General features: G+C 67.7%; 22 protein-coding genes and 4 tRNA genes. 11 read left to right on the top strand and 15 right to left on the bottom strand.

Annotation, left to right across the window (positions count from 1 at the left end):
- The first annotated feature begins 66 nt into the window (after positions 1-66).
- Positions 67-1,212: an alpha/beta fold hydrolase gene (locus ABE434_RS09370; RefSeq protein ID WP_346478623.1), complete on the top strand. Its 1,146-nt coding sequence runs from the start codon at positions 67-69 to the stop codon at positions 1,210-1,212.
- Between the two features lie 80 nt (positions 1,213-1,292).
- Here ABE434_RS09370 and ABE434_RS09375 read toward each other — a convergent pair.
- The 10 genes from ABE434_RS09375 to ABE434_RS09420 all read right to left on the bottom strand — a co-directional run bounded on the left by ABE434_RS09375 (position 1,293) and on the right by ABE434_RS09420 (position 7,213).
- Positions 1,293-1,369: transfer RNA gene (locus ABE434_RS09375), tRNA-Arg, on the bottom strand.
- An 82-nt stretch (positions 1,370-1,451) separates the two neighbouring features.
- Positions 1,452-1,528, bottom strand: a tRNA-Arg gene (locus tag ABE434_RS09380).
- 54 nt (positions 1,529-1,582) lie between these two features.
- Positions 1,583-1,659, bottom strand: a tRNA-Arg gene (locus ABE434_RS09385).
- A gap of 62 nt (positions 1,660-1,721) precedes the next feature.
- A complete protein-coding gene (locus tag ABE434_RS09390) occupies positions 1,722-2,561 on the bottom strand; it encodes an alpha/beta fold hydrolase (RefSeq protein ID WP_346478624.1) in 840 nt (279 codons plus the stop codon).
- Positions 2,558-3,367 (bottom strand): bifunctional hydroxymethylpyrimidine kinase/phosphomethylpyrimidine kinase, encoded by an 810-nt coding sequence (gene thiD, locus ABE434_RS09395; RefSeq protein ID WP_346478625.1) that lies wholly within the window; start codon positions 3,365-3,367, stop codon positions 2,558-2,560. The genes ABE434_RS09390 and thiD overlap by 4 nt, the downstream gene beginning before the upstream one ends.
- Positions 3,368-3,410: 43 nt before the next feature.
- A complete protein-coding gene (locus ABE434_RS09400) occupies positions 3,411-4,082 on the bottom strand; it encodes a YoaK family protein (RefSeq protein WP_346478626.1) in 672 nt (223 codons plus the stop codon).
- A 30-nt stretch (positions 4,083-4,112) separates the two neighbouring features.
- Complete coding sequence (locus tag ABE434_RS09405; protein WP_176989900.1) at positions 4,113-4,592, bottom strand: hypothetical protein; 480 nt, start codon at positions 4,590-4,592, stop codon at positions 4,113-4,115.
- 23 nt (positions 4,593-4,615) lie between these two features.
- A complete protein-coding gene (locus ABE434_RS09410) occupies positions 4,616-6,013 on the bottom strand; it encodes a PhoH family protein (RefSeq protein WP_176989668.1) in 1,398 nt (465 codons plus the stop codon).
- 81 nt (positions 6,014-6,094) lie between these two features.
- Complete coding sequence (locus ABE434_RS09415; protein ID WP_346478627.1) at positions 6,095-6,574, bottom strand: peroxiredoxin; 480 nt, start codon at positions 6,572-6,574, stop codon at positions 6,095-6,097.
- A 78-nt stretch (positions 6,575-6,652) separates the two neighbouring features.
- Positions 6,653-7,213: a glycine cleavage system protein R gene (locus tag ABE434_RS09420; protein WP_019183297.1), complete on the bottom strand. Its 561-nt coding sequence runs from the start codon at positions 7,211-7,213 to the stop codon at positions 6,653-6,655.
- Positions 7,214-7,377: 164 nt separating this feature from the next.
- Here ABE434_RS09420 and dapA point away from each other — a divergent pair, with 164 nt between their 5' ends.
- Positions 7,378-8,271, top strand: coding sequence for a 4-hydroxy-tetrahydrodipicolinate synthase (dapA, locus tag ABE434_RS09425; RefSeq protein ID WP_176989901.1), 894 nt, complete (start codon positions 7,378-7,380; stop codon positions 8,269-8,271).
- A gap of 26 nt (positions 8,272-8,297) precedes the next feature.
- Positions 8,298-8,822: a hypothetical protein gene (locus ABE434_RS09430; RefSeq protein WP_176989670.1), complete on the top strand. Its 525-nt coding sequence runs from the start codon at positions 8,298-8,300 to the stop codon at positions 8,820-8,822.
- 70 nt (positions 8,823-8,892) lie between these two features.
- Here the strand turns inward: ABE434_RS09430 and fdxA are convergent, their stop codons facing one another.
- Both fdxA and ABE434_RS09440 read right to left on the bottom strand, forming a co-directional pair.
- Positions 8,893-9,216, bottom strand: coding sequence for a ferredoxin FdxA (fdxA, locus tag ABE434_RS09435; protein WP_123728932.1), 324 nt, complete (start codon positions 9,214-9,216; stop codon positions 8,893-8,895).
- A 105-nt stretch (positions 9,217-9,321) separates the two neighbouring features.
- Positions 9,322-10,254, bottom strand: coding sequence for an SMP-30/gluconolactonase/LRE family protein (locus ABE434_RS09440; protein WP_346478628.1), 933 nt, complete (start codon positions 10,252-10,254; stop codon positions 9,322-9,324).
- 138 nt (positions 10,255-10,392) lie between these two features.
- On the opposite strand from ABE434_RS09440, the gene ABE434_RS09445 reads away from it, so the two are divergent.
- Positions 10,393-11,823, top strand: a complete 1,431-nt coding sequence (locus tag ABE434_RS09445; RefSeq protein ID WP_346478629.1) for a sugar porter family MFS transporter — start codon at positions 10,393-10,395, stop codon at positions 11,821-11,823.
- Between the two features lie 149 nt (positions 11,824-11,972).
- Here ABE434_RS09445 and ABE434_RS09450 read toward each other — a convergent pair.
- A tRNA-Glu gene (locus ABE434_RS09450) sits at positions 11,973-12,047 on the bottom strand.
- A gap of 50 nt (positions 12,048-12,097) precedes the next feature.
- Here ABE434_RS09450 and pcnB point away from each other — a divergent pair.
- The 7 genes from pcnB (at position 12,098) to ABE434_RS09485 (ending at position 18,760) form a co-directional block, all read left to right on the top strand.
- Positions 12,098-13,465 (top strand): polynucleotide adenylyltransferase PcnB, encoded by a 1,368-nt coding sequence (gene pcnB, locus ABE434_RS09455; protein ID WP_346478650.1) that lies wholly within the window; start codon positions 12,098-12,100, stop codon positions 13,463-13,465.
- 3 nt (positions 13,466-13,468) lie between these two features.
- Positions 13,469-13,957: a 2-amino-4-hydroxy-6-hydroxymethyldihydropteridine diphosphokinase gene (folK, locus tag ABE434_RS09460; protein WP_346478630.1), complete on the top strand. Its 489-nt coding sequence runs from the start codon at positions 13,469-13,471 to the stop codon at positions 13,955-13,957.
- Between the two features lie 31 nt (positions 13,958-13,988).
- The gene (gene panB, locus ABE434_RS09465) at positions 13,989-14,804 is read left to right on the top strand and encodes a 3-methyl-2-oxobutanoate hydroxymethyltransferase (protein WP_346478631.1); all 816 of its coding nucleotides are present in this window, start codon (positions 13,989-13,991) and stop codon (positions 14,802-14,804) included.
- A complete protein-coding gene (panC, locus tag ABE434_RS09470; protein ID WP_346478632.1) occupies positions 14,801-15,643 on the top strand; it encodes a pantoate--beta-alanine ligase in 843 nt (280 codons plus the stop codon). Before panB ends, panC begins: the two co-directional genes overlap by 4 nt.
- Before the next feature lie 266 nt (positions 15,644-15,909).
- Complete coding sequence (panD, locus tag ABE434_RS09475; RefSeq protein ID WP_019183273.1) at positions 15,910-16,290, top strand: aspartate 1-decarboxylase; 381 nt, start codon at positions 15,910-15,912, stop codon at positions 16,288-16,290.
- Positions 16,287-17,801, top strand: a complete 1,515-nt coding sequence (pgi, locus tag ABE434_RS09480) for a glucose-6-phosphate isomerase (RefSeq protein ID WP_346478633.1) — start codon at positions 16,287-16,289, stop codon at positions 17,799-17,801. Before panD ends, pgi begins: the two co-directional genes overlap by 4 nt.
- Positions 17,802-17,815: 14 nt before the next feature.
- Complete coding sequence (locus tag ABE434_RS09485; protein ID WP_346478634.1) at positions 17,816-18,760, top strand: hypothetical protein; 945 nt, start codon at positions 17,816-17,818, stop codon at positions 18,758-18,760.
- Positions 18,761-18,830: 70 nt separating this feature from the next.
- Here ABE434_RS09485 and ABE434_RS09490 read toward each other — a convergent pair whose 3' ends face one another.
- Together ABE434_RS09490 and ABE434_RS09495 are read right to left on the bottom strand one after the other, a co-directional pair.
- A complete protein-coding gene (locus tag ABE434_RS09490) occupies positions 18,831-19,415 on the bottom strand; it encodes a response regulator transcription factor (protein WP_176989677.1) in 585 nt (194 codons plus the stop codon).
- Positions 19,412-20,638, bottom strand: a complete 1,227-nt coding sequence (locus tag ABE434_RS09495) for an ATP-binding protein (protein WP_346478635.1) — start codon at positions 20,636-20,638, stop codon at positions 19,412-19,414. The genes ABE434_RS09490 and ABE434_RS09495 overlap by 4 nt, the downstream gene beginning before the upstream one ends.
- Between the last annotated feature and the right edge of the window lie 111 nt (positions 20,639-20,749).

Here is a 20,749-nt window from a genome sequence, read left to right on the forward strand (position 1 = left end):
TGCGATAGAGCGCCGTCGGCCTGATCGGTAACCTGCCCGACTCGTCTGGTTTTCGCACATCTCCCCATGAAGCGCTTGCTGCTGTTGCTGCTGGCCGGGGCTGGCCTGTGGCTGGCTGCCTGCTCCTCCCTGACCTCCACCGCCGCCTCGACCTCGTTGAGCGATCGGCTGATCGCGCCGGGTGGCGTGTCCACGCTGCTGGACACCGCGCGCATCGCCGAAGCGGTGGACAGCGTGCCCAACCGGCACGGCCTCGTGACCGGCCGCGCGGGCGTGCCGATCTTCTGGCGGGCCTTCGACCCGGGGCAGTACGGGGTGCGCTACGAATACCTGGCCCAGCAGCACGAGAACGGCGAGCCGCTGCGCACCGGCATGGCGCTGGACCTGCCGCATCCGTTCCAGCCGCAGGCGCCACGCGGCACGGTGGTGCTGCTGCACGGCTGGATGATGAACGGTGATGCGATGCTGCCGTGGTCGCTGCAGCTGGCGCAGTCCGGCTACCGCGTGGTCACCATCGACCTGCGCAACCACGGCCATTCCGGCGCCGGCCCGTCCGGCTACGGCACGTTCGAATCGGATGACGTGGTCGATGTCATCGCGGCGTTGAAGGCGCGCGGCGAGGTGGTCGGGCCGCTGTACCTGTTCGGCGTTTCCTACGGTGCGGCCACCGCGCTGTTCACTGCCGACAAGCTCGGCGAGCAGGTCACCGGGGTGGTGGCGATGGAGTCCTTCGCCAATGCTGGCGATGCGATCCGCAGCATGATCCCGCACCTGATGTCGCTGCAGCCGACCGCATGGAAGGCGCAGGCCATGGCGGCCTACGGGCGCTGGCGCTATGGCGGGCAGGATATCGACCAGGTGATCGCCGCCGCCAGCCAGCGCCTGGATCTGGACCTGGATCGCGTCGACGTCACCCGCGCGCTGGCCGACAGCCGCGCCTGCGTGCTGCTGCTGCACGGCCAGGACGATGAGCACGTGCCGGTCGGGCAGGGCCGCCGCCTGGCTGCCGCCAGCCCGCGCGTGCATTACATCGAGATGCGTGGCGAAGACCACATCACCCTCCCGCTGCGGGTGGATCTGCTGGGCGGCGTGGTGGACGACTGGCTGGCGCATGATGATCACGCCGGTGGCGCGTGCCCGGCGCCGGAGCTGCCCGGTGAAGCCGATCTCATGGCGATGCAGGCGGCCCAGGCACCCGCACCGCAGGGATGACCCCCCGGTAGTGCCGGCCGCTGGCCGGCGCCAACGCAAAAAAAAACAGCAACCGATGGCTGCTGTCTTCGTCGATGCAATGGTGCGCCCGGAGAGATTCGAACTCCCGACCGCCTGGTTCGTAGCCAGGTACTCTATCCAACTGAGCTACGGGCGCATTTGCATTGTCTGGTTGTGTGTCCTGCCGCGCGTGTCGCCACGTTCGACGGGAAGGCAGGCGAGCCTGCCGTTCGATGTAATGGTGCGCCCGGAGAGATTCGAACTCCCGACCGCCTGGTTCGTAGCCAGGTACTCTATCCAACTGAGCTACGGGCGCATTTACATCGAATTTTCATTGCTGATACCGACGGCGAAATCGATACCCTGTTGATGGTGCGCCCGGAGAGATTCGAACTCCCGACCGCCTGGTTCGTAGCCAGGTACTCTATCCAACTGAGCTACGGGCGCGTCAACAGGAGCGGAATTATGCGGATCGGCGTCGCATTCGTCAACGGTTTTTGTGAAGGTCTTCATTCAAATGAATGAAAAAGCCGCTCCACCACGGCTTCCGGCGTTTTCATCCACGCGAAGTGATCGGCACGCGCACCCAGCATCTGCGCACTGATCACGCTGAGCTGCGCACGCATGCCCGGCATCTTGTCCAGCAGGCCCTGCATCGATCCCGTCGGGGCCAGCCAGTCGGCCGCCATCACCACCGCGGTGGCCTGGCCGCGCAGGTCGCGCATGCCGGCCTCCAGATCGGTCGCCATGCCGACGGCCGCGTAGTGGTTGTTGAGGCCCACGCGCGACCAGTCGCGGATCAACCCGCGTGCCTCGGTGCCGCCAAAGCCGAGCTTCTTGCCGTGCAGGACCCCCTGGCGCTGGGCCAGCCAGGGCAGGAAGCGATACACCAGCGGCAGCGTCCAGCCACGCGGGGCAGGGAAGGTACGCCAGTACGGCGTGCCGCTGGCCACCAGCCAGACGCGACCAAAACGCTGCGGATGCAGCCCCGCGAAGCAGCAGGCGAGCTGGCCGCCGAGACTGTGGCCGCCGATGATCAACGGTGTTTCAGATTCCCCTGGCACGTTCGCGAGGCTCGCCGGCAGGTCCTGTTCGAGGATTTCCCGATAGCCCCAATCCTGCGTGCGCGAGGGCCGCAGGCTGCTGCTTCCATTGCCACGCCACTCGTGCAGGTACACCGCGATGCCGCGTGCGGCCAGCGCCTCGGCGAAGGGCAGGTAGTGCCGTGCGGCGACACCCAGCGCAGGCAGCCACAGCAGCCGCGCGCGGGGCTGCACGGGGACGCGCGCCAGCAGCTCGAAGCGATGGCCGTCTGCGGCCTGCACGGGCAGGGGCGAGGCGTCGATCATGCCGGGCGTGCCGCGCCGAAGTGGTCGATCACCAGCACTTCGCTGCGGCCGGGGTAATAGCCCCCCTGCAGCCCGCGCGCGACGTAATCGATGGCCGCCTCGCAGGCGTTCGGCAAGGACAGCCCCTGGCACAGTTGCGCGGCGATGGCCGAGGCCAGCGTGCAGCCGGTGCCGTGCGCATCCACGGGCAGCCGCGTATGGATGAATTCTTCGCGGGTCACACCGTCGAAGTAGCGATCGATCACGCGGCTGCCTTCGTCCAGATGGCCGCCCTTGAGCAGTACCGCACCGGCGCCCAGTTCGAGCAGCGCGTCGGCGGCATCCTCTGCGTCTTCGGCGGTAACGATGCGGCGGCCGAGCAGCAGCTCCGCTTCGGGTGTGTTGGGCGTCAGTAGCGTGGCCAGCGGGATCAGGCGGGTGCGCATCGCCGCCAGTGCACTGTCCTCCAGCAGCTTGGCGCCGCTGGTGGCGACCATCACCGGATCCAGCACCACGTGGGGTGGCCGGTGCTTTTCCAGCGCGTCGGCGACCAGGCGTATCACTTCGGCGTTGGCCAGCATGCCCAGCTTCACCGCATGGATGTCGAAATCGGCGAAGCAGGCATCGATCTGCGCCTGCAGGAAATCCAGCGGCGGCACGTGCACGGCGATGACGCCGCGGGTGTTCTGCGCGGTCAGCGCGGCGATCGCGGAGAGCCCATGCACGCGATGGGCGGCGAAGGCCTTCAGGTCGGCCTGGATGCCGGCACCCCCGCCGGAATCGGAGCCGGCGATGGTGAGGGCGGAAACGGGGCTGGACGGTGTCATGCCTCGATTGTGCAATGTTTGCCGCGGCATTGCTGCCGCGCCCTCAGCGTGCCCGCAGCAGCGCCCACTGCCGGTACAGCACGTAGCCGAGCCCGGTGCCGCCGGTCAGCAGAGCCGGGGCGAGCAGGGCGTCATAGCCGAAGCGCAGGAACAGCCAGGCGCCGATCACGCCGCCGGCCAGGAAACCACTGATGATCAGTCCGCTCAGGGTCAGGCGCCGGATCGGCAGCGGCAGGCCGCGCAGCAGATGGCCCAGGCCGATGCCCAGGTCGGTGAACATGCCGCTGAGATGGGTGGTGCGCACCACCGCGCCACTGAAGGTGGTCGCCATCGCGTTCTGCAGGCCGCATGCCATCGCTGCCGCCAGTGCGCCCCAGATCTGCTGCTGCTTGAACAGCGGGATCGCGATCAGCAGCAACACCGATTCCAGCGCCAGCACCACGCCATAGCGTCGGCCCAGCTGCAGGCCGCTGTCCTGGATGATCATGCCGCTGAGCGTGGCACCTGCACAGAACGCGATCAGCAGTCCCCATAGAGGCGCGACCACCCGCCAGTCCCGCTGGGCGAGCGCCATGCCGAGCTGGCTGGTGGTGCCGGTCATGTGGCTCACCGCCTGGTGCTCGAACCCCAGGAAGCCGACCACGTTGACCATCCCGGCCACGCAGGACAGGGCGATCGCCCCGATCCAGACCCAGGTGGGCAACCGGATGCTCATCCGGCGTGCGCGGTGGGGGTCACGGCACGATCAACGACCCGGGGGCGGGCCGTTGAACTGCACATCCGAGAAGCTGCCGCTGGCCGGATCGAACACCGCGCCCCAGAACTGCGCGCCACCATCGCAGACCCGGATCGCTTCGCGGGCCGGATCGATGTCGGCGTCATCGGGCAGATGGAAGGCATTGAGGTAGATCAGCTTGCGTCCGCTCATTTCGATGCCGACGTACTGGCGATCGAAATCGGCGGCCTTTGGCACCTGCGCCTCCAGCGTCGGCAATGCGGCCTCCAACTGCTCGACCTCCTTGCGGCTGGGCGCCCAGTAACCGGTGACCCGCCCGGCCTCGCGGCCGGGACTGTCGCGCGAGCAGGTATCCAGGACCTGGGCGGCGACCACCGGTCGCGTCACCACCCAGGACTGGCCGGTCTTGATCGCGGTCGGGACGCTGGCGCCCGGCCGCGTATTGGCGGGCGTGCAGGCCGCCGCCAGCGCGGCAAGCGCCAGCGGCAGGACGGCACGTGACAGGGAACGGCTCACAACACCTCCGAAGCGTAATCGGCCAGGCGCGAACGCTCGCCACGACGCAGCGTGATGTGCGCGCTGTGCGGCCAGTTCTTGAAGCGGTCCACCGCGTAGGTCAGACCCGAGGTGGTCTCGGTCAGGTACGGGGTATCGATCTGTTCGACGTTGCCCAGGCAGACGATCTTGGTGCCGGGGCCGGCACGGGTGATCAGGGTCTTCATCTGCTTGGGGGTGAGGTTCTGCGCTTCATCCAGGATCAGATAGCGCGACAGGAACGTACGGCCACGCATGAAATTCAGCGAGCGGATCTTGATCCGGCTGGCGATCAGGTCGTTGGTCGCCGCACGGCCCCATGCGCCGCCTTCCTGGGTATGCGTCAGCACTTCCAGGTTGTCGGTCAGCGCGCCCATCCACGGCGTCATCTTCTCTTCCTCGGTACCGGGCAGGAAACCGATGTCCTCGCCGACGCTGACCGTCGCGCGGGTCATGATGATCTCGCGGTAACGCTGCTGGTCCATGGTCTGGGCCAGGCCGGCGGCCAGCGCGAGCAGGGTCTTGCCGGTGCCGGCGGTGCCGAGCAGGGTGACGAAATCGATCTCCGGGTCCATCAGCGCGTTGAGCGCGAAGTTCTGTTCGCGGTTGCGCGCGCTGATGCCCCACACCGCGTGGCTGCCATGGCGGAAATCGTTGACCAGCGACAGCGTGATCTTGTCGCCGTCCATCTTGGCCACGCGCAGTTCGACTTCATCGTCGCCCGGCAGGTAGGCGTACTGGTTGGGATGCCAGTTCTCGTCTTCGCTGGCGATGATCTCGTAACTGGTGCGGCCCTTGTCGCTCCAGCTGCGCAGGTTGTCGGTGTGCTTCTTCCAGAAGTCTTCCGGCAGCTCGGTGGCACCGGTATAGAGCAGGCTGAAATCGTCCAGCGCGCGGTCGTTCTCGTAATCCTCGGACACGATGCCGGCGATCGCCGCCTTGATCCGCAGGTTGATGTCCTTGGAGACGAACACCACCGGGATTTCCGGCACCTGCTCTTTCAGCGCCAGGATCGCGCCGAGGATGGCGTTGTCGGGGATGACCGCGCCGAAGCTCTTGCCGGCCTCGAAGTGACTGGTCTGGAACCGCAGCAGGCCCACGCTCTGCTTGCCGCGCAGCTGCAGCCCGTTCGGGCGCTGCAGCGGGATGCCATCGGCCAGGTTGTCCAGGCCCGAGGCCTGCACCAGCTCATTGAGGAAGCGGCTGACCTGGCGCGCATTGCGGCTCGCCTCGGTGGTGCCCTTCTTGCCGTTGTCCAGCTCTTCGATCACCTGCATCGGCAGGTAGACATCATGCTCCTCGAACTTGAACAGCGCGGTCGGATCGTGCATGAGCACGTTGGTATCCAGTACGTAGATGCGCTTGCCTCGGGTCATCGTCAATTCCTGGTGGCAGAACAGGGACAAGCCATCACGACCTGCGGGGCAGGGTGATGGCCATTGGGGGTGCCGGGTTGATCACTGGGTTTTCGCGGCCTTCAGGGCTTCAAGGACGGTGTCTGCGTGGCCGGCCACTTTGACCTTGCGCCACACCTGCACGATACGACTGTCCGGCGAAATGAGGAAGGTGCTGCGTTCGATGCCACGCACCTGCTTGCCGTACATGTTCTTCAGCTTGATCACGTCGAACGCGGTGCACAGCGCTTCGTCGCCATCGCTGATCAGCGGGAAGGCGAAGCCCTGCTTGGCGCAGAAGTTGTCGTGGGATTTGACCGAATCGCGGGAGACGCCGAAGACGCGGGCGCCGGCCTTCGTGAACTGCGGGAGCAGGGCGTTGAAATCGATGCCCTCGGTGGTGCAGCCCGGGGTGCTGTCCTTGGGATAGAAGTACAGCACCAGCCACTGGCCGGCCAGATCGCCGAGGGTGGTGCTCTCGCCGCCGGACAAGGCCAGCGGCAGTGCGAGGGTGGTGCTGTCCAGGGTGTCGCCGTCGTTCATGGGTTCCTTTCCGGATCCTGGGGTACGTCTACTACACCTGCATGAAACCCCGCGCGCCCGTGACGAACGCGCGAAACATCAGAACTTCATCGGATCCATGATCGCATCGAGGTTCAGGTGATCGCAGAACTCGAGGAAATCATCGCGCAGCGCGGCGATGTGCATGTTGGCCGGCACGCCGATGGTGACCTGTGCGGAGAACATTTCCGCACCGGTCTGCATCGCGCGGTAACGCGTGCTCTGCAGGTTCTCGATGGTGATGCCCTGGCGGTCGAAGAAATCGGCCAGCTGGAAGAGGATGCCCGGCTTGTCGGCCGCGATCACTTCCACGATGTAGGGCAGCAGGTTGGACTGCGCCTGCTTGGCACCGGTGCGGTACCAGACCAGCTTCAGGCCTTCCTCGCGCTCGAGCCGGGTCAGCATCGCCTCCAGCTTGGCCACCGAATCCCACGAGCCGGTGGCCAGGGCGGTGACGGAGACGTCGCGACCGACCGTGGCCAGGCGGGCATCGACCAGATTGCAGCCACTGTCGGCGATACGCCGGGTCACAGGCAGCAGGGGGGACTCCGGATGCGTCGTATAGGCGTTGATCAGGAGGTGGTTTTCGGTCGGCGCAGGCCGCGGCGTGGTGTCGGTCAAGATGGTTCCGGGTGATGCAAGGTGAGTCTGAACGGCCGGACGACGGCACGTTCGCCGGAGTCCAGCATACTTGCCCGCGCTTTCGACCCGCAAGTAACATGCAGCGTACATCTGGCCGGCGTTTACGCAGGCAGGGTGCCCCCTTTCTTCCGAGCACGATGTCCTTGTCCCTTTCCGGTCTCATCACCGCGCTGGCGACGCCCTTCCAGGCGAACGGCGCATTGGATCCCGACGGTTGGCAGCGCCTGCTGCACCTGCAACTGGAGGGTGGTGTTCACGGTGTCGTGGTGGCCGGTTCGACCGGTGAAGCGGCGGCCCTGTCCGACGACGAATACGACCAGCTGCTGCGCAGTGCGGTCAAAACCGTGGCCGGGCGCATTCCGGTGCTGGCCGGGACCGGGCTGTCGGGGACGGCCAAAACCATCGAACAGACCCGCCGGGCGGCCGCCAATGGCGCCACCCACGCGCTGGTAGTGACCCCGCCGTACGTGCGCCCGACCCAGGCCGGCCTGATCGCGCATTACCGCGCGGTGGCCGACCAGGGCGGCCTGCCGGTCATCCTGTACAACGTGCCGGGGCGCACCGGCTGCGACATGCTGCCCGAAACCGTGGCCGAGCTGGCCAGCCACCCGAACATCGTGGGCATCAAGGAAGCGGTCGGCGATGTCGGCCGGGTCCATGCGCTGCTGGCCCTGCGTTCGCCGGACTTCGTCATTCTCAGCGGCGACGATGGCACCGCCGCGCGCTCTATCCTGTCCGGCGTGGATGGCCTGATATCGGTCGGCTCCAACGCGTTGCCGGGGGCCTACCGCCGGATGTGCGACCTGGCCGCGGCCGGTGAGCGCGAGGCGGCCGAGGCGTGGGACGCCCGTCTTGAGCCCTTCCATGAATTCTGCGGCGTGGAGTCCAACCCGATCCCGGTGAAGGACCTGCTGCGCCGGATCGGCATTGGTGACGGCCTGCGCCTGCCGCTGCTGCCCTTGTCCGCGGCCCATCACGCCGCTGCCGAACACCTGGCCACCGATATCGGTGCGCTGGAAGCACTATCCAACCACTGATGACAGTGGTCACCCAGGAGATTCCCATGCGTCAATCCGTTTCCGCCTTCCGCGTGCTGTCCTTCGCGATCCTGGCTACCGCCACCCTCATCGGCACCACCGGTTGCTTCAAGCGCGGCGCCAAGGGCGACTACGCTCTGGCCCCCGAAGTCCGTCCGCTGGAAGTGCCGCCGGATCTGAACGTCCCGGCCGGCCAGGCCGCCGCCACCGCTGCCACCAGCTCCTCGCTGGCCTCGCAGGCCGCGCGTCCGGCCCCGGCCTCGACCCAGGCTGCCGCCAACAATGCCGGTTTCACCGTGCCGGGCACCAAGGAAGAGGTGTTCGCCAAGGTCGGCACCGCGCTGGAGTCCGTTGAAGGCGTGAAGATCGCCAGCAAGGCCCAGCTGCTGGGTTCCTACGACGTGGCCTTCGAAGGCAGTGACTTCCTGGTCCGCGTGGTCGCCGTCGATGCCGGTGCCTACGTCTCCGCCGTGGATCCGCGTGGCCTGCCGGCGACCGCCGCAGCCCCGACCAAGCTGCTGGGTGAGCTGAAGGCGAAGCTGGCTCCGTAACCGGACCGTCTCAGAGAAACGAAAAGGGCGCCCTCGGCGCCCTTTTTCGTTGCCGCCAGAACCCGGAGGCTCAGCGTTCCAGCAGCTTCAGCTTGTCCGGCTTGCCGTCCCATTCGCCGGCATCGGCGGGCGGGTCCTTGCGCACGGTCAGCACCGGCCAGGCCTGGGCCAGTTCGGCGTTCAGCGCCACGAACGCTTCCTGCCCGGCGGGCACGTCGTCTTCGGGGAAGATCGCGTTGACCGGGCACTCCGGTTCGCACAGGGTGCAATCGATGCACTCATCCGGGTCGATCACCAGGAAGTTGGGGCCTTCATGGAAGCAATCCACGGGGCACACTTCCACGCAATCGGTGTGTTTGCACTTGATGCAGTTTTCGGTGACGACAAAAGGCATGGCTGGATCTGGATCCGACAGTAAGCCGGACAATTCTAGAACAGGTTGGTCCGTGGCGCGGGATCGGATCGTCCCTCAAACCCCGAAATGCCCTCGGCGCAAGGCTCAGGACCAGCGGAAGGGCTGCTCGGGCAGGCCCGCGATGCCGGTTTCCAGCGCAAACACGCCGCCCGCGCGCGGGCTGGCCGCCAGTTCCGCCGCGGTGTGGTCGAGCCGGGAGCTGGTGATCATCAACTGCCGCAGCGACGGCCCGCCGAGTGCGACGCAGGTCGGGTTCCGCACCGGCAGCAGTACGACCCGGTCGACCTGGCCGTCGGGTCGATAGCGCACTACGCGGGAGGCCCGCCACTGCGCGTTCCAGACGCCGCCTTCGGCATCGACGATGGCGCCATCGGGCTCCCAGCCCGGATCGGGCAGGGCAGCGAACAGGCGGGGTGGGCCGCAGTGCGCGCGCTCGGCGTCGTAGTCGCAGCACCACAGCGCCGGGCGTACCGAATCGCAGAAGTACATCGTGGCGCCGTCCGCGCTGAAACAGATCGCGTTGGGGATCACGACGGCGGGCAGGTTCAGTTCGCGCAGGCCGTGCCGCATCGAGAACTGGTAGAAGCGGCCGAGCGGCGCACGCGCCGGATCCTCGCTCATGGTGCCGAACACCAGGTTGCCTGCGCGGTCGGTCCGGCCGTCATTGCTGCGCGTGTCCGCGACCTCGGGCTGCACGTCGGCCAGCCATTCCAGGGGTGGTGCGGAGGCATCGCCATCGCGGTCGAGATCCAGGCGCTGCAGCGAACCGGCCAGCGCGATCAGCAGGCGGCCGTCCTCGCCCTCGGCCAGGCAGCCGGGGCGGTCGGGCAGCGACCAGCTGCGGTGGCTGCCATCGGCGGTACGGTACTGCCACAGGCGGCGCTCGCTGATGTCCACCCAGAACAGGCATTGCCGCCGCGGCGACCACAGGGCACCTTCGCCATGAGTGCAACGGCTGTCGACCAGCAGGGGGGCATCCGCGACAGCGGTGACGGGTGCGGCGATGGCATCGGGCATGGGGCAGGTCTCACGACAGCAGGGGCTGCCGCATTCTGCCATCCGGCCGATCAATCCCGTGTGCGCTGCAGGTGTGAGAATCTGGTCCCCCGTCCCTGCTGCGCGGATCCGCAGCGTCCCTTCAACCCAGGGTTTCCCATGTCCAGTGCTTCGCTCAGCAGTCCCCGCGCCGGCAGCGGCGAGAACACCGGCTTCATCATCCTGATCAGCTGCGTGGCCACCATCGGTGGCTTCCTGTTCGGGTTCGACAGTGGCGTGATCAACGGCACCGTGGATGGCCTGAAGGACACCTTCCAGTCCAGTTCGGCCGGGATCGGCTTCGAGGTCGCCTCGATGCTGCTCGGCTGCGCGATCGGTGCGTTCTTCGCGGGCCGCCTCGGCGACCGGCTCGGTCGTCGCGGCGTGCTGATCATCGCCGCGGTGATGTTCCTGCTCTCCGCCCTGGCGGCCGGGGCGGCACACAGCTCCGCGGTGTTCATCATCGCCCGGGTCATCGGCGGCTTCGCGGTCGGTGCGGCGAGCGTGATGTCGCCGGCCTACATCGCCGAGGTCGCCTCGGCCCGGTATCGGGGGCGGCTGGCGACGGTGCAGCAGATCGCGATCATCAGCGGCCTGTTCTGCGCCTTCCTCAGCAACTATCTATTGGCCAAGGCGGCCGGTGCCTCCACCGAGGCGCTGTGGCTGGGGCAGGCGGCATGGCGCTGGATGTTCTGGATGCAGGCCATTCCCTCGCTGCTGTTCCTGTGCCTGCTGCTGGTGATCCCGGAGAGCCCGCGCTTCCTGGTGGTCAAAGGGCGCCGTGACCAGGCCCTGGCGGTGCTGACCCGTCTGTACGGTGCGGCCGAGGCCCAGGCCAAGATCACCGAGATCGAAGGCTCGCTTTCCCGGGACCAGCATCGCCCGACCTTCTCCGACCTGGTCAGCAAGGCCACCGGCAGGCTGCGTCCGATCGTCTGGATCGGTATCGGCCTGGCGGTGTTCCAGCAGCTGGTCGGCATCAACGTCGTCTTCTACTACGGCGCGGTGCTGTGGCAGGCGGTTGGCTTCTCCGAGAACGACGCGCTGCTGATCAACGTGCTGTCCGGAGCGCTGAGCATCGGCGCCTGCCTGATCACCGTGGTCCTGATCGACCGTATCGGGCGCAAGCCGCTGCTGTGGATCGGCTCGGTAGGCATGGCGGTCTCGCTGGCGCTGGTCACCTTCGCCTTCGCCAGTGGCTCGCTCGATGCCGGCGGCAAGCTGCAGTTGACCGACGGCATGGGCACGCTGGCGCTGGTGGCCGCCAACGTCTACGTGATCTTCTTCAACATGTCCTGGGGCCCGGTGATGTGGGTGATGCTGGGCGAGATGTTCCCCAACCAGATCCGTGGCTCGGGGCTGGCGGTGGCCGGTGCGGCGCAGTGGACCGCCAACTTCGCCATCACCGTCTCCTTCCCGGTCCTGCTGGCCAGCATCGGCCTGGCCGGGGCCTATGGCATCTATACGCTCGCGGCGGTGATCTCGGTGTTCTTCGTGCTCCGCTTCGTCAAGGAGACCAAGGGCAAGGAACTGGAGCAGATGGAGGGCTGAGCCGCTTCCGAGCGCCCGCCGCGCAGCGCCGGGGCCGGGTCGGGGAGCGTGCTCCCCGGATCCGGGCCGGGCGGGGCAGGAGCGACAACCCGGGCCTGGAACGCAAAAAACCCCGCCGTGGCGGGGTTTTTGGCTTTCTGCACCGCGACTGGTGCTCCCTAGGGGACTCGAACCCCTGTTTTAGCCTTGAGAGGGCCACGTCCTAACCATTAGACGAAGGGAGCAGGCTTTGTCGCGAACTGCGCAGCGCGCTAGTATATGGACCTAGATGCCATTGGGCAATCCCGAAAACTCAACCGGAAGCGCCAACATCAATTCCTCTGCTACATCACCGTTCAGCCTGCGCGTGATCCCGCGCGATCAGCACAACATCTCCCGCAAGGACATCAGCCCGAACGCCCTGCGCGTCCTGTACCGGCTGCGTGATTCCGGGTTTGCCGGTTACCTGGTCGGCGGCGCCGTCCGCGATCTGCTGGTGAACGGCCACCCCAAGGATTTCGACGTCGCCACCGACGCGACGCCCGAGCAGGTCAAGCAGTTGTTCCGCAACTGCCGGCTGATCGGCCGCCGCTTCCGCCTGGCGCACGTGGTGTTCGGCCGCGAGATCATCGAGGTCGCCACCTTCCGCGCCAACATCGACGATGGCAGCGGCGACCGTGAGATGGAAAATGGCATGCTCGTGCGCGACAACGTGTACGGCAGCATCGAAGACGACGCGATCCGCCGCGACTTCACCTGCAACGCCCTGTACTACGCGATCGAGGATTTCTCGGTGCGCGATTACACCGGTGGCTTTGAAGACGTGCAGGCACGCCTGATGAAGCTGATCGGCGACCCCGAGCAGCGTTACCAGGAGGACCCGGTGCGCATGCTGCGCGCGGTGCGCCTGGCGGCCAAGCTGGGCTTCCAGATCGAAGAGGCGACCGCCGAGCCGCTGCCGCGCCTGGCCAACCTGCTGGCCGAGGCCGCCCCGGCGCGCCTGTTCGAGGAAGTGCTCAAGCTGTTCCTGTCCGGGCACGGCGTGGCCAGCTTCGAAGGCCTGGAGCGTTACGGTCTGCTCGACGTCATGTTCCCGGAGAGCGCCGCCGCCCTGCGCAGCAACCGCAGCGGTGCGCTGCGCCGGATGGTCATCGAAGGCCTGCACAACACCGATCTGCGCGTGGCCAACGATGAACCGGTGTCGCCGTCGTTCCTGTTCGCGCTGCTGCTGTGGCCGGCCTTCTGCCGCGCCCTGGCCAGCCTGCAGAAGCAGGGCGTCGCACTGGAAGAGGCACAGCGCCGCGCCGCGGATCGCGTGACCCTGCACCAGCTGACCACGATCGCCCTGCCGCGCCGCTTCTCGCTGCCGATGCAGGAAATCTGGCTGCTGCAGGGCCGCTTCGCCTCGCGCCAGCGCAAGCGCGTGATCCGTACGTTGACCCACCCGCGCTTCCGCGCCGCCTACGACTTCCTGGTCCTGCGCCAGGTCGCCTCCAGCGAGCATGAAGCGGACGTGGCGTTCTGGCGCGAGGCCCAGCTGCAGTCCGGTACCGAGCTCGACTCGGCCCTGGATGCGGCCCAGGCCGACGGCGAAGGCGAAGACGATGCACCGCGCAAGCGTCGCCGCCGCCGTCGTCGTCCCGGTGGAGTGGCAGGCGAGTAAGCCGTGACCCTGGCCTGTATCGGATTGGGCGCCAATCTCGGGGACGCCGCGCAGACCCTGCGCGATGCGTTCCAGGCGCTGGCGGTGCTGCCGCAGACCACGTTGCGCGCGCGCTCGCAGCTGTACCGCACGCCGGCCTGGGGCAACGAAGACCAGCCGGCGTTCGTGAATGCCGCCGCGGTGCTCGATACCGCGCTGCCCGCGCCCGCGCTGCTGGAGGCGTTGCTGGAGATCGAGCGCCAGTTCGGCCGCGTGCGCGATCCGGCCGTGCACTGGGGCCCGCGCGCGCTGGACCTGGACGTGCTGTTGTACGGCGAGGAGATCATCGATCTGCCGCAGCTGCAGGTGCCGCATCCGTATCTGCACGCGCGTGCGTTCGCGCTGCTGCCGCTGGCCGAGATCGCGCCGGACGCCACCATTCCCGGGCACGGCCGCGTGCGGGATGCTGTGATGCGGGTCGAGGCCTGCGGGATCTCTCCAATAGGAGGATAATGCGGGGCTTATCGCCACCGGTTATCAGCTCATGAGTACCCACGCAGAAAGCAAGCCCTGGACCGTCCCCGCATTGGCGGAGGCCAAGCGCACTGGGCAGAAGCTGGTGATGTTGACCGCCTACGATGCCGGGTTCGCCCGCAGCTTCGACGCCAACGGCGTGGACCTGATCCTGATTGGCGACTCGCTGGGCATGGTGGTGCAGGGGCACGATTCGACCCTGCCGGTGACCACCGATGACATGGTCTATCACACCCGCGCCGTGGCCCGCGTGCTGCAACGCGCGCTGCTGGTCGCTGATCTGCCGTTCGGCGCCGACGCGACGCCCGAGCGCGCGCTGGATGCCTCGCTGCGCCTGCTGCAGGCCGGCGCGGAGATGGTCAAGATCGAAGGTGCCGGCTTCAAGCTGGACATCATCCGTTACCTGGTCGAGCGCGAGATTCCGGTCTGCTCGCACCTGGGCCTGACGCCGCAGTCGGTGCTGCGCCTGGGGGGTTACCGCGTGCAGGGCCGTGGCGATGCCGCCCAGCAGCTGCGCGACGACGCCAAGGCTGCGGTCGCCGCCGGCGCCAGCCTGGTCGTGCTCGAATGCGTGCCGACGCCGGTGGCTGCCCAGGTCACCGCGGACATCAGTGTGCCCACCATCGGCATCGGTGCCGGCCCGCACTGCGATGGCCAGGTGCTGGTGCTGCATGATTTCCTCGGCCTGGACAGCGGCCATCGCCGTCCCAAGTTCGTCAAGGATTTCCTTGCCGAAGGCGGGTCGGTTGCCGGTGCGGTCCGTGCCTACGCCGACGCCGTGCGCGACGGCTCCTTCCCCGACGCAGAACACGCCTACGCCTCATGATCGAAACCGTCACCGAACTGTCCCGTCTGCGCGCCGTCGTCAACGGCTGGAAGCGCGAGGGCCTGCGCGTCGCGCTGGTCCCTACCATGGGCAACCTGCATGCAGGTCATTATTCGCTGGTCACGCTGGCCCGGCAGTACGCCGACCGCGTCGTGTCCAGCGTGTTCGTCAATCCGACCCAGTTCGGCCCGAACGAGGATTTCACCCGCTATCCGCGTACGCCCGAAGCCGACACCACCGGCCTGGAGCAGGCCGGGTGCGATGTGCTGTGGCTGCCCACCGTTGAATCGATGTACCCGTTCGGCGTCGCGCTGGCGGCCAGCGTCAACGTGCCGGGCATCAGCGGCCTGCTCGAGGGCGCGCACCGCCCGGGCCATTTCGATGGCGTCTGCACCGTGGTCTCGCGCCTGTTCAACCAGGTCCAGCCGGACGTGGCGGCTTTCGGCAAGAAGGATTACCAGCAGCTGGCGGTGATCCGCCAGATGGTGGAAGACCTTGCCTTCCCGATCCAGATCGTCGGGGGCGACATCGTGCGTGAAGACGACGGCCTGGCGATGAGCTCGCGCAACCAGTACCTCAGCGCCGAGCAGCGCCCGGTCTCGACCAGCATCCACCAGGTGCTGCTGGGCATGCGCGAAGGCTTCATCGCCGGCAAGAGCCGCAGCCTGATCGAGGCCGAGGCGGCCGCCGCGCTGCAGGCGGCGGGCTTCCAGGTCGACTACGCCGTGGTGCGCCTGCCGGACCTGTCCGAGCCGGCCGATGCCAACGACGGCACCCGCGTAGCGCTGATCGCCGCGCGGATCGGCAACACCCGGTTGATCGACAACCTGGAGTTCTGAGGGGGCAAACCCCGGGCGGGGCGGGTGTAGGGCCACGCCACGCGTGGCTGCTCAAGGGGGCGCCCCCTGGAGCCGGTGTGCCCCGCGTTCCGCCACTGTGACCCGCGGTCCCGCGCAGCCACCCATGGGGTGGCTCTACCGGGGTGGCGTGGAGGCGTGAAGATGCTGAACGATGGGCAGCGCCCTCCCGGGACCGGCGCCGCGCGCCCTGCCGCCGATCCAGCGGGTGCTAGAATTTCCCTTTCCTTTACCGTTGTCCCGTCGCCATGCACCTGTCCCTGCTGAAGACCAAGATCCACCGCGCCACCGTCACGCATTCCGAGCTGAACTACGAAGGTTCCATCGCCATCGATGACAACCTGCTGGCTGCCACCGGCATCCGTGAGTTCGAGCAGGTGCACATCTGGGACGTCACCAACGGTGCGCGTTTCTCCACCTATGCCATCCGCGCCGAAGCCGGCAGCGGCGTGGTGTCGCTCAACGGTGGCGCCGCGCGCCACGTGCAGGTGGGCGACATCATCATCATCGCGGCCTTCGCCAGCATGAGCGAAGAAGAAGCTGACAGCTTCAAGCCGAAGTTGGTATATGTGGACGGCAAGAACCAGATCTCCCACACCAACGACACGATCCCGACACAGGCCGCATGACACAGCACAACGGATTCGACCCGCTTCATTCCCATGCCCAGCGCCTGCGTGGCGCGAGCATCCCTTCGTTGATCGCCGCCGAACCGGGCCGCGCACAATCGCTGGGGCTGCGGGTCGGTCCGTTGTACGTCAATTTCGCGCGGCAGAAGTACGACCGCGCGGCGTTGGACGCACTGCTGCAGCTGGCCGCCGAGCGCGATGTCGTCGGCGGCTTCCAGCGCCTGTTCCGCGGTGAAACGGTCAACGTGACCGAAGGCCGCGCGGCGCTGCACACTGCGCTGCGCGGCGATGCCAGCGGCGCGCCGGTGGCCGGCGAGGCCTTCGCTACCGCCGCGCAGGTACGCCAGCAGATGGGCGAGCTGATCGCCGCGCTGGAAGCCACCAACATCACCGATATCGTCAGCGTCGGCATCGGCGGCTCGGACCTCGGTCCGCGGCTGGTGGCCGACGCGCTGCGTCCGGTCACCGGCGCACGCTTCCGCGTGCATTTCGTGTCGAACGTGGACGGCGCGGCGATGCAGCGCACGCTGGCCACGCTGGACCCGGCCACCACCGCCGGCATCCTGATCTCCAAGACCTTCGGCACCCAGGAAACCCTGCTCAACGGGCAGATCCTGCACGACTGGCTGGGCGGCAGCGAGCGCCTGTATGCGGTCAGCGCCAACCCGGAGCGTGCGGCCAAGGCCTTCTCGATCGCCGCCGGCCGCGTGCTGCCGATGTGGGACTGGGTCGGCGGGCGCTATTCGCTGTGGTCGGCGGTCGGTTTCCCGATCGCACTGGCAATCGGCTTCACGCGCTTCGAGCAGCTGCTCGAGGGCGCCGCGCAGATGGACGAACACGCGCTGACCGCACCGCTGGCGCAGAACCTGCCGGTGCTGCACGCGCTGACCGACATCTGGAACCGCAACCTGCTCGGCCATGCCACGCATGCGGTGATGACCTACGACCAGCGCCTGGCGCTGCTGCCGGCCTACCTGCAGCAGCTGGTGATGGAAAGCCTGGGCAAGCGCGTGCAGCTCGATGGCAGCCCGGTCGCCAGCGACACCGTGCCGGTGTGGTGGGGCGGGGCGGGCACCGATGTGCAGCACAGCTTCTTCCAGGCGCTGCACCAGGGCACCAGCGTGATCCCGGCCGATTTCATCGGCTGCGTGCACAACGATGATCCCTACGTGGTCAACCACCAGGCGCTGATGGCCAACCTGCTGGCGCAGACCGAAGCGCTGGCCAACGGGCAGGGCAGCGATGATCCGCACCGCGAGTATCCCGGCGGCCGCCCGAGCACGCTGATCCTGCTCGACGCGCTGACCCCGCACTCGCTGGGTGCGCTCATCGCGATGTACGAACACGCCGTGTACGTGCAGTCGCTGATCTGGAACATCAACGCCTTCGACCAGTTCGGCGTGGAGCTGGGCAAGCAGTTGGCCAGTGGCCTGTTGCCTGCCCTGCAGGGCGAGGACGTGGCCATCGATGACCCGGTGACCCGCGCGATTCTGGCTGAACTGAAGGCCTGATCGCGGAGCCTGCGATGGGGGTGTCCATGCACTGGCGTGATCTCGGGCAGCGAAAGCAGCCCGGGGTCTGGGGCGGATTGCTCCTCGACGTTTCGGCGTGCACGCCGCCTGCATTTACTGTCTCGGTGTGTCCACCCCACTGCCTGCGGGTGGCCGCAGGCGACCGCGCAATGCTGTGGGCCCGGGTGGAGAGGGACTACTGGGGGGTAGACCTGCTTCGCAGTGACTCGCCGTTGTCCCCCGGCATCGTGCCTCCGATCACGGCCGCCCAGGTGCGCGAAAAACATGCGGCCGACGCTGCTCGGGCGCGCGCTGGATGGGCCCGATTCTTCGCTGAGGCGTTGGCTGGATCCGGCAGTTCTCCCTTGGCCGATGGCCAATGGTTGTTGCAGCCTTCGCTGCATGGCAGCGCTGCGGTCTCGATTCGACCCGACATGGCCGCCCTTGCACTGGCACGTCCAGCATTGGATGCGCTGGACTGGTCGGACATTACCCTCGGCCGCCCAGTCGCACCGATTCCGTTGCGTTCCCCATCGCCCGCCCAGAATGGACGGGTCAATGCCTGGGCGCGACATGCCCGCGCGGGTACGCTCCCGCCGGTGCTGCTGATGTGGGTCAGCGGGCTGCAGGCCCATGTCGTGCTTGACGGGCATGATCGATTGCAGGCTGCGGTGCAGCAGGGGATGGACGTGCCGGTTGTGGTCCTGCTTCGCCACGAGGAAGGTACCCTGGACGAGGGTGCTCTTGCGCGAGCGGACGCGATTGCCGCCAGCTCGGCGGGTGCCGAGATGACCGTTGAGGCGCGCAACCGCCTGCTGTTGGATCTTTACTGCCCCAGTCGCGAAGTGCTGCCCAGCCGGGGCGACCTGTTGCGCGGGGGGATGGTCCAGTGGAGCGCGGAAGTCCAGGCACACGCCCGTGCGCAAGGGATGGACGTGCGGATTCTTCTCGAACCTTGAAGGAAGCCGAGCCACACAGTGGCCCGGGGGGCACGTCGCGCTGCACCTACGTGGACCGATTGCACCGGCCTCACCGCGTCGGATCGCGCTCCGGGCTCGGCCGCTTGGCCAGCTTGCGCTGCAGTGAGCGCCGATGCATGCCGAGCAGGCGCGCAGCGGCGGAGACGTTGCCACCGGTCTCATGCATCGCCTGCTGTATGTGTTCCCACTGCAGGCGGCTGATCGGCGTCATCGCATCCGGCGGCTCCATGTCGCCATCGTCGGCCGGGCCATCGTCTTCCTCGCCGAGCGCGCGCAGGATCATCGGCACCGTGGCCGGCTTGGGCAGGTAGTCGTCCGCGCCGAGCTTGATCGCCTCCACCGCGGTGGCGATGCTGGCATAGCCGGTCACCAGCAGGATCCGCATGTCTTCGCGCAGGGCGCGCAGCGGCTGGATCAGGGCCAGGCCGGATTCGGTGCCGAGCTTGAGATCGATCAAGGCGTAGGCCGGCGGCTGTTGCCGCGCCAGCAGCAGCGCCGAGGCGGTGTCGCTGGCGGTCACGGTTTCCAGTCCCTTGCGGGCCAGGCTGCGCTGCAGCGTGCGCAGATAGAGTTCGTCGTCGTCGACCAGCAGGCCATGGCTGGCCAGGCCGGGCGCCGGAGTGAAGGTGGTCATGCGGAAGTCTCCCGTGGGGACAGAGGCAGGCGGAAGCCGACGCGGGTGCCGGCGCCCTTGGCCGGGCGCATCCACAGCTCGCCGTCCAGGCGCTCGATGGTGGCGTGGGACAGGGCCAGGCCGACGCCCATGCCGTCGGTCTTGCCGCTGTTGAACAGCGTGCCGGGCAGCACCGCCTCGCGGGCGTCGAAGCCGTGGCCGTAATCGCGCACTTCGCCGATCAGATCGTCGCCTTCGATGCGCAGCGTCAGATCCACCTGCGCGCGGTCGGCCTTCTCGCCGGCGTCGGCGGCATTGTTGAGCAGCACCATCAGCAGGTGGCCGATGCCCGGGTCCAGCGGCAGGGTCAGCGGGGCATCCTCATTGCGATGCAGTGCGATGGTCGGGCGCACCAGCCGCCACTGTTCCAGCACCTGCGGCAGGGTCACCGCGTCGCGGCCCGGCGCATCGCCGGCGGCCGGGCGGGCGAGCGCCAGCACGCGCTCACGGCACTGCACCAGCAGCTCGCGCAGGGTTTCCACGTCATCGCGGACCTCGCTGCTTTCGGTCTGGTCGGCGATGTCGTCGGCGAGCAGGGTCATGGTCGCCAGCGGCGTATTGAGTTCGTGGGCGACCGAGGCGGCGTGGGTGGCCAGCGCGACGATGCCCTCGTTGCGCACGAAGCGTTCGCGCAGCATCGCCAGCTCATGCTCGCGCTGGCGCAGGGCGATCGCCAGCCGGGTTGCGAACACCAGCACCACGGTCGCCGACAGCAGGAAGTTGCAGACCACGCCCCACTGCTGCATCTGCGCACCGGTGAAGTAGCCGCTTGGCAGCGGCAGGCCGAACACGCCGCTGACCGCGTAACCGATCAGGCAGGCTGCGGCCACGGCCAGGGTCCAGCGCAGGGGCAGGGCGAGCGCGGCCAGCGCGATCAGGATCAGGAACAGCGAGCCGAAGGGATTGGCGATGCCGCCGCTCCACCCGACCATCCAGGTCAGCACGGTGACATCCACCAGGATGTGGCCGAAGGCGGTGACCGGGGCCGTATCGGGGCCTTGGACACGCAGCTGCGCGTACAGGTTGAACAGGGTCAGCGCGGCAACGCCGGCCCACAGCGGCAGTTGCGGCAGTTCCAGCCCCAGTACCGAGGTGGCGACCAGGATCGTCGCGGCCTGGCCGGCCACGGCCAGCCAGCGCAGGCTGCACAGGGTGCGGAGGAAGGGGGCGTCGGTACCGGTCATGTCCGCACATCGTATGCGCTCCCGCCTATGCCTGCCTGCGACAATCGGCCGCATCGCTGCGGGGCAACATGAGCGGCAACCAACGGCAAGCACCTCAGCGTGCGCCTGGCG

Origin of the sequence: Stenotrophomonas sp. TWI1183 (assembly GCF_039673115.1) — a bacterium.
Classification (GTDB): Bacteria; Pseudomonadota; Gammaproteobacteria; order Xanthomonadales; family Xanthomonadaceae; genus Stenotrophomonas; species Stenotrophomonas maltophilia_AA.

Coding starts and splice junctions, on each gene's coding strand:
- panB (WP_346478631.1), top strand. CDS start 13,989: ATGAGTACCCACGCAGAAAGCAAGCCCTGGACCGTCCCCGCATTGGCG.
- ABE434_RS09490 (WP_176989677.1), bottom strand. CDS start 19,415: ATGACCACCTTCACTCCGGCGCCCGGCCTGGCCAGCCATGGCCTGCTG.
- ABE434_RS09400 (WP_346478626.1), bottom strand. CDS start 4,082: ATGAGCATCCGGTTGCCCACCTGGGTCTGGATCGGGGCGATCGCCCTG.
- ABE434_RS09495 (WP_346478635.1), bottom strand. CDS start 20,638: ATGACCGGTACCGACGCCCCCTTCCTCCGCACCCTGTGCAGCCTGCGC.
- ABE434_RS09445 (WP_346478629.1), top strand. CDS start 10,393: ATGTCCAGTGCTTCGCTCAGCAGTCCCCGCGCCGGCAGCGGCGAGAAC.
- panD (WP_019183273.1), top strand. CDS start 15,910: ATGCACCTGTCCCTGCTGAAGACCAAGATCCACCGCGCCACCGTCACG.
- thiD (WP_346478625.1), bottom strand. CDS start 3,367: ATGACACCGTCCAGCCCCGTTTCCGCCCTCACCATCGCCGGCTCCGAT.
- ABE434_RS09390 (WP_346478624.1), bottom strand. CDS start 2,561: ATGATCGACGCCTCGCCCCTGCCCGTGCAGGCCGCAGACGGCCATCGC.
- panC (WP_346478632.1), top strand. CDS start 14,801: ATGATCGAAACCGTCACCGAACTGTCCCGTCTGCGCGCCGTCGTCAAC.
- ABE434_RS09440 (WP_346478628.1), bottom strand. CDS start 10,254: ATGCCCGATGCCATCGCCGCACCCGTCACCGCTGTCGCGGATGCCCCC.
- ABE434_RS09410 (WP_176989668.1), bottom strand. CDS start 6,013: ATGACCCGAGGCAAGCGCATCTACGTACTGGATACCAACGTGCTCATG.
- ABE434_RS09370 (WP_346478623.1), top strand. CDS start 67: ATGAAGCGCTTGCTGCTGTTGCTGCTGGCCGGGGCTGGCCTGTGGCTG.
- ABE434_RS09415 (WP_346478627.1), bottom strand. CDS start 6,574: ATGAACGACGGCGACACCCTGGACAGCACCACCCTCGCACTGCCGCTG.
- fdxA (WP_123728932.1), bottom strand. CDS start 9,216: ATGCCTTTTGTCGTCACCGAAAACTGCATCAAGTGCAAACACACCGAT.
- ABE434_RS09485 (WP_346478634.1), top strand. CDS start 17,816: ATGGGGGTGTCCATGCACTGGCGTGATCTCGGGCAGCGAAAGCAGCCC.
- ABE434_RS09430 (WP_176989670.1), top strand. CDS start 8,298: ATGCGTCAATCCGTTTCCGCCTTCCGCGTGCTGTCCTTCGCGATCCTG.
- pgi (WP_346478633.1), top strand. CDS start 16,287: ATGACACAGCACAACGGATTCGACCCGCTTCATTCCCATGCCCAGCGC.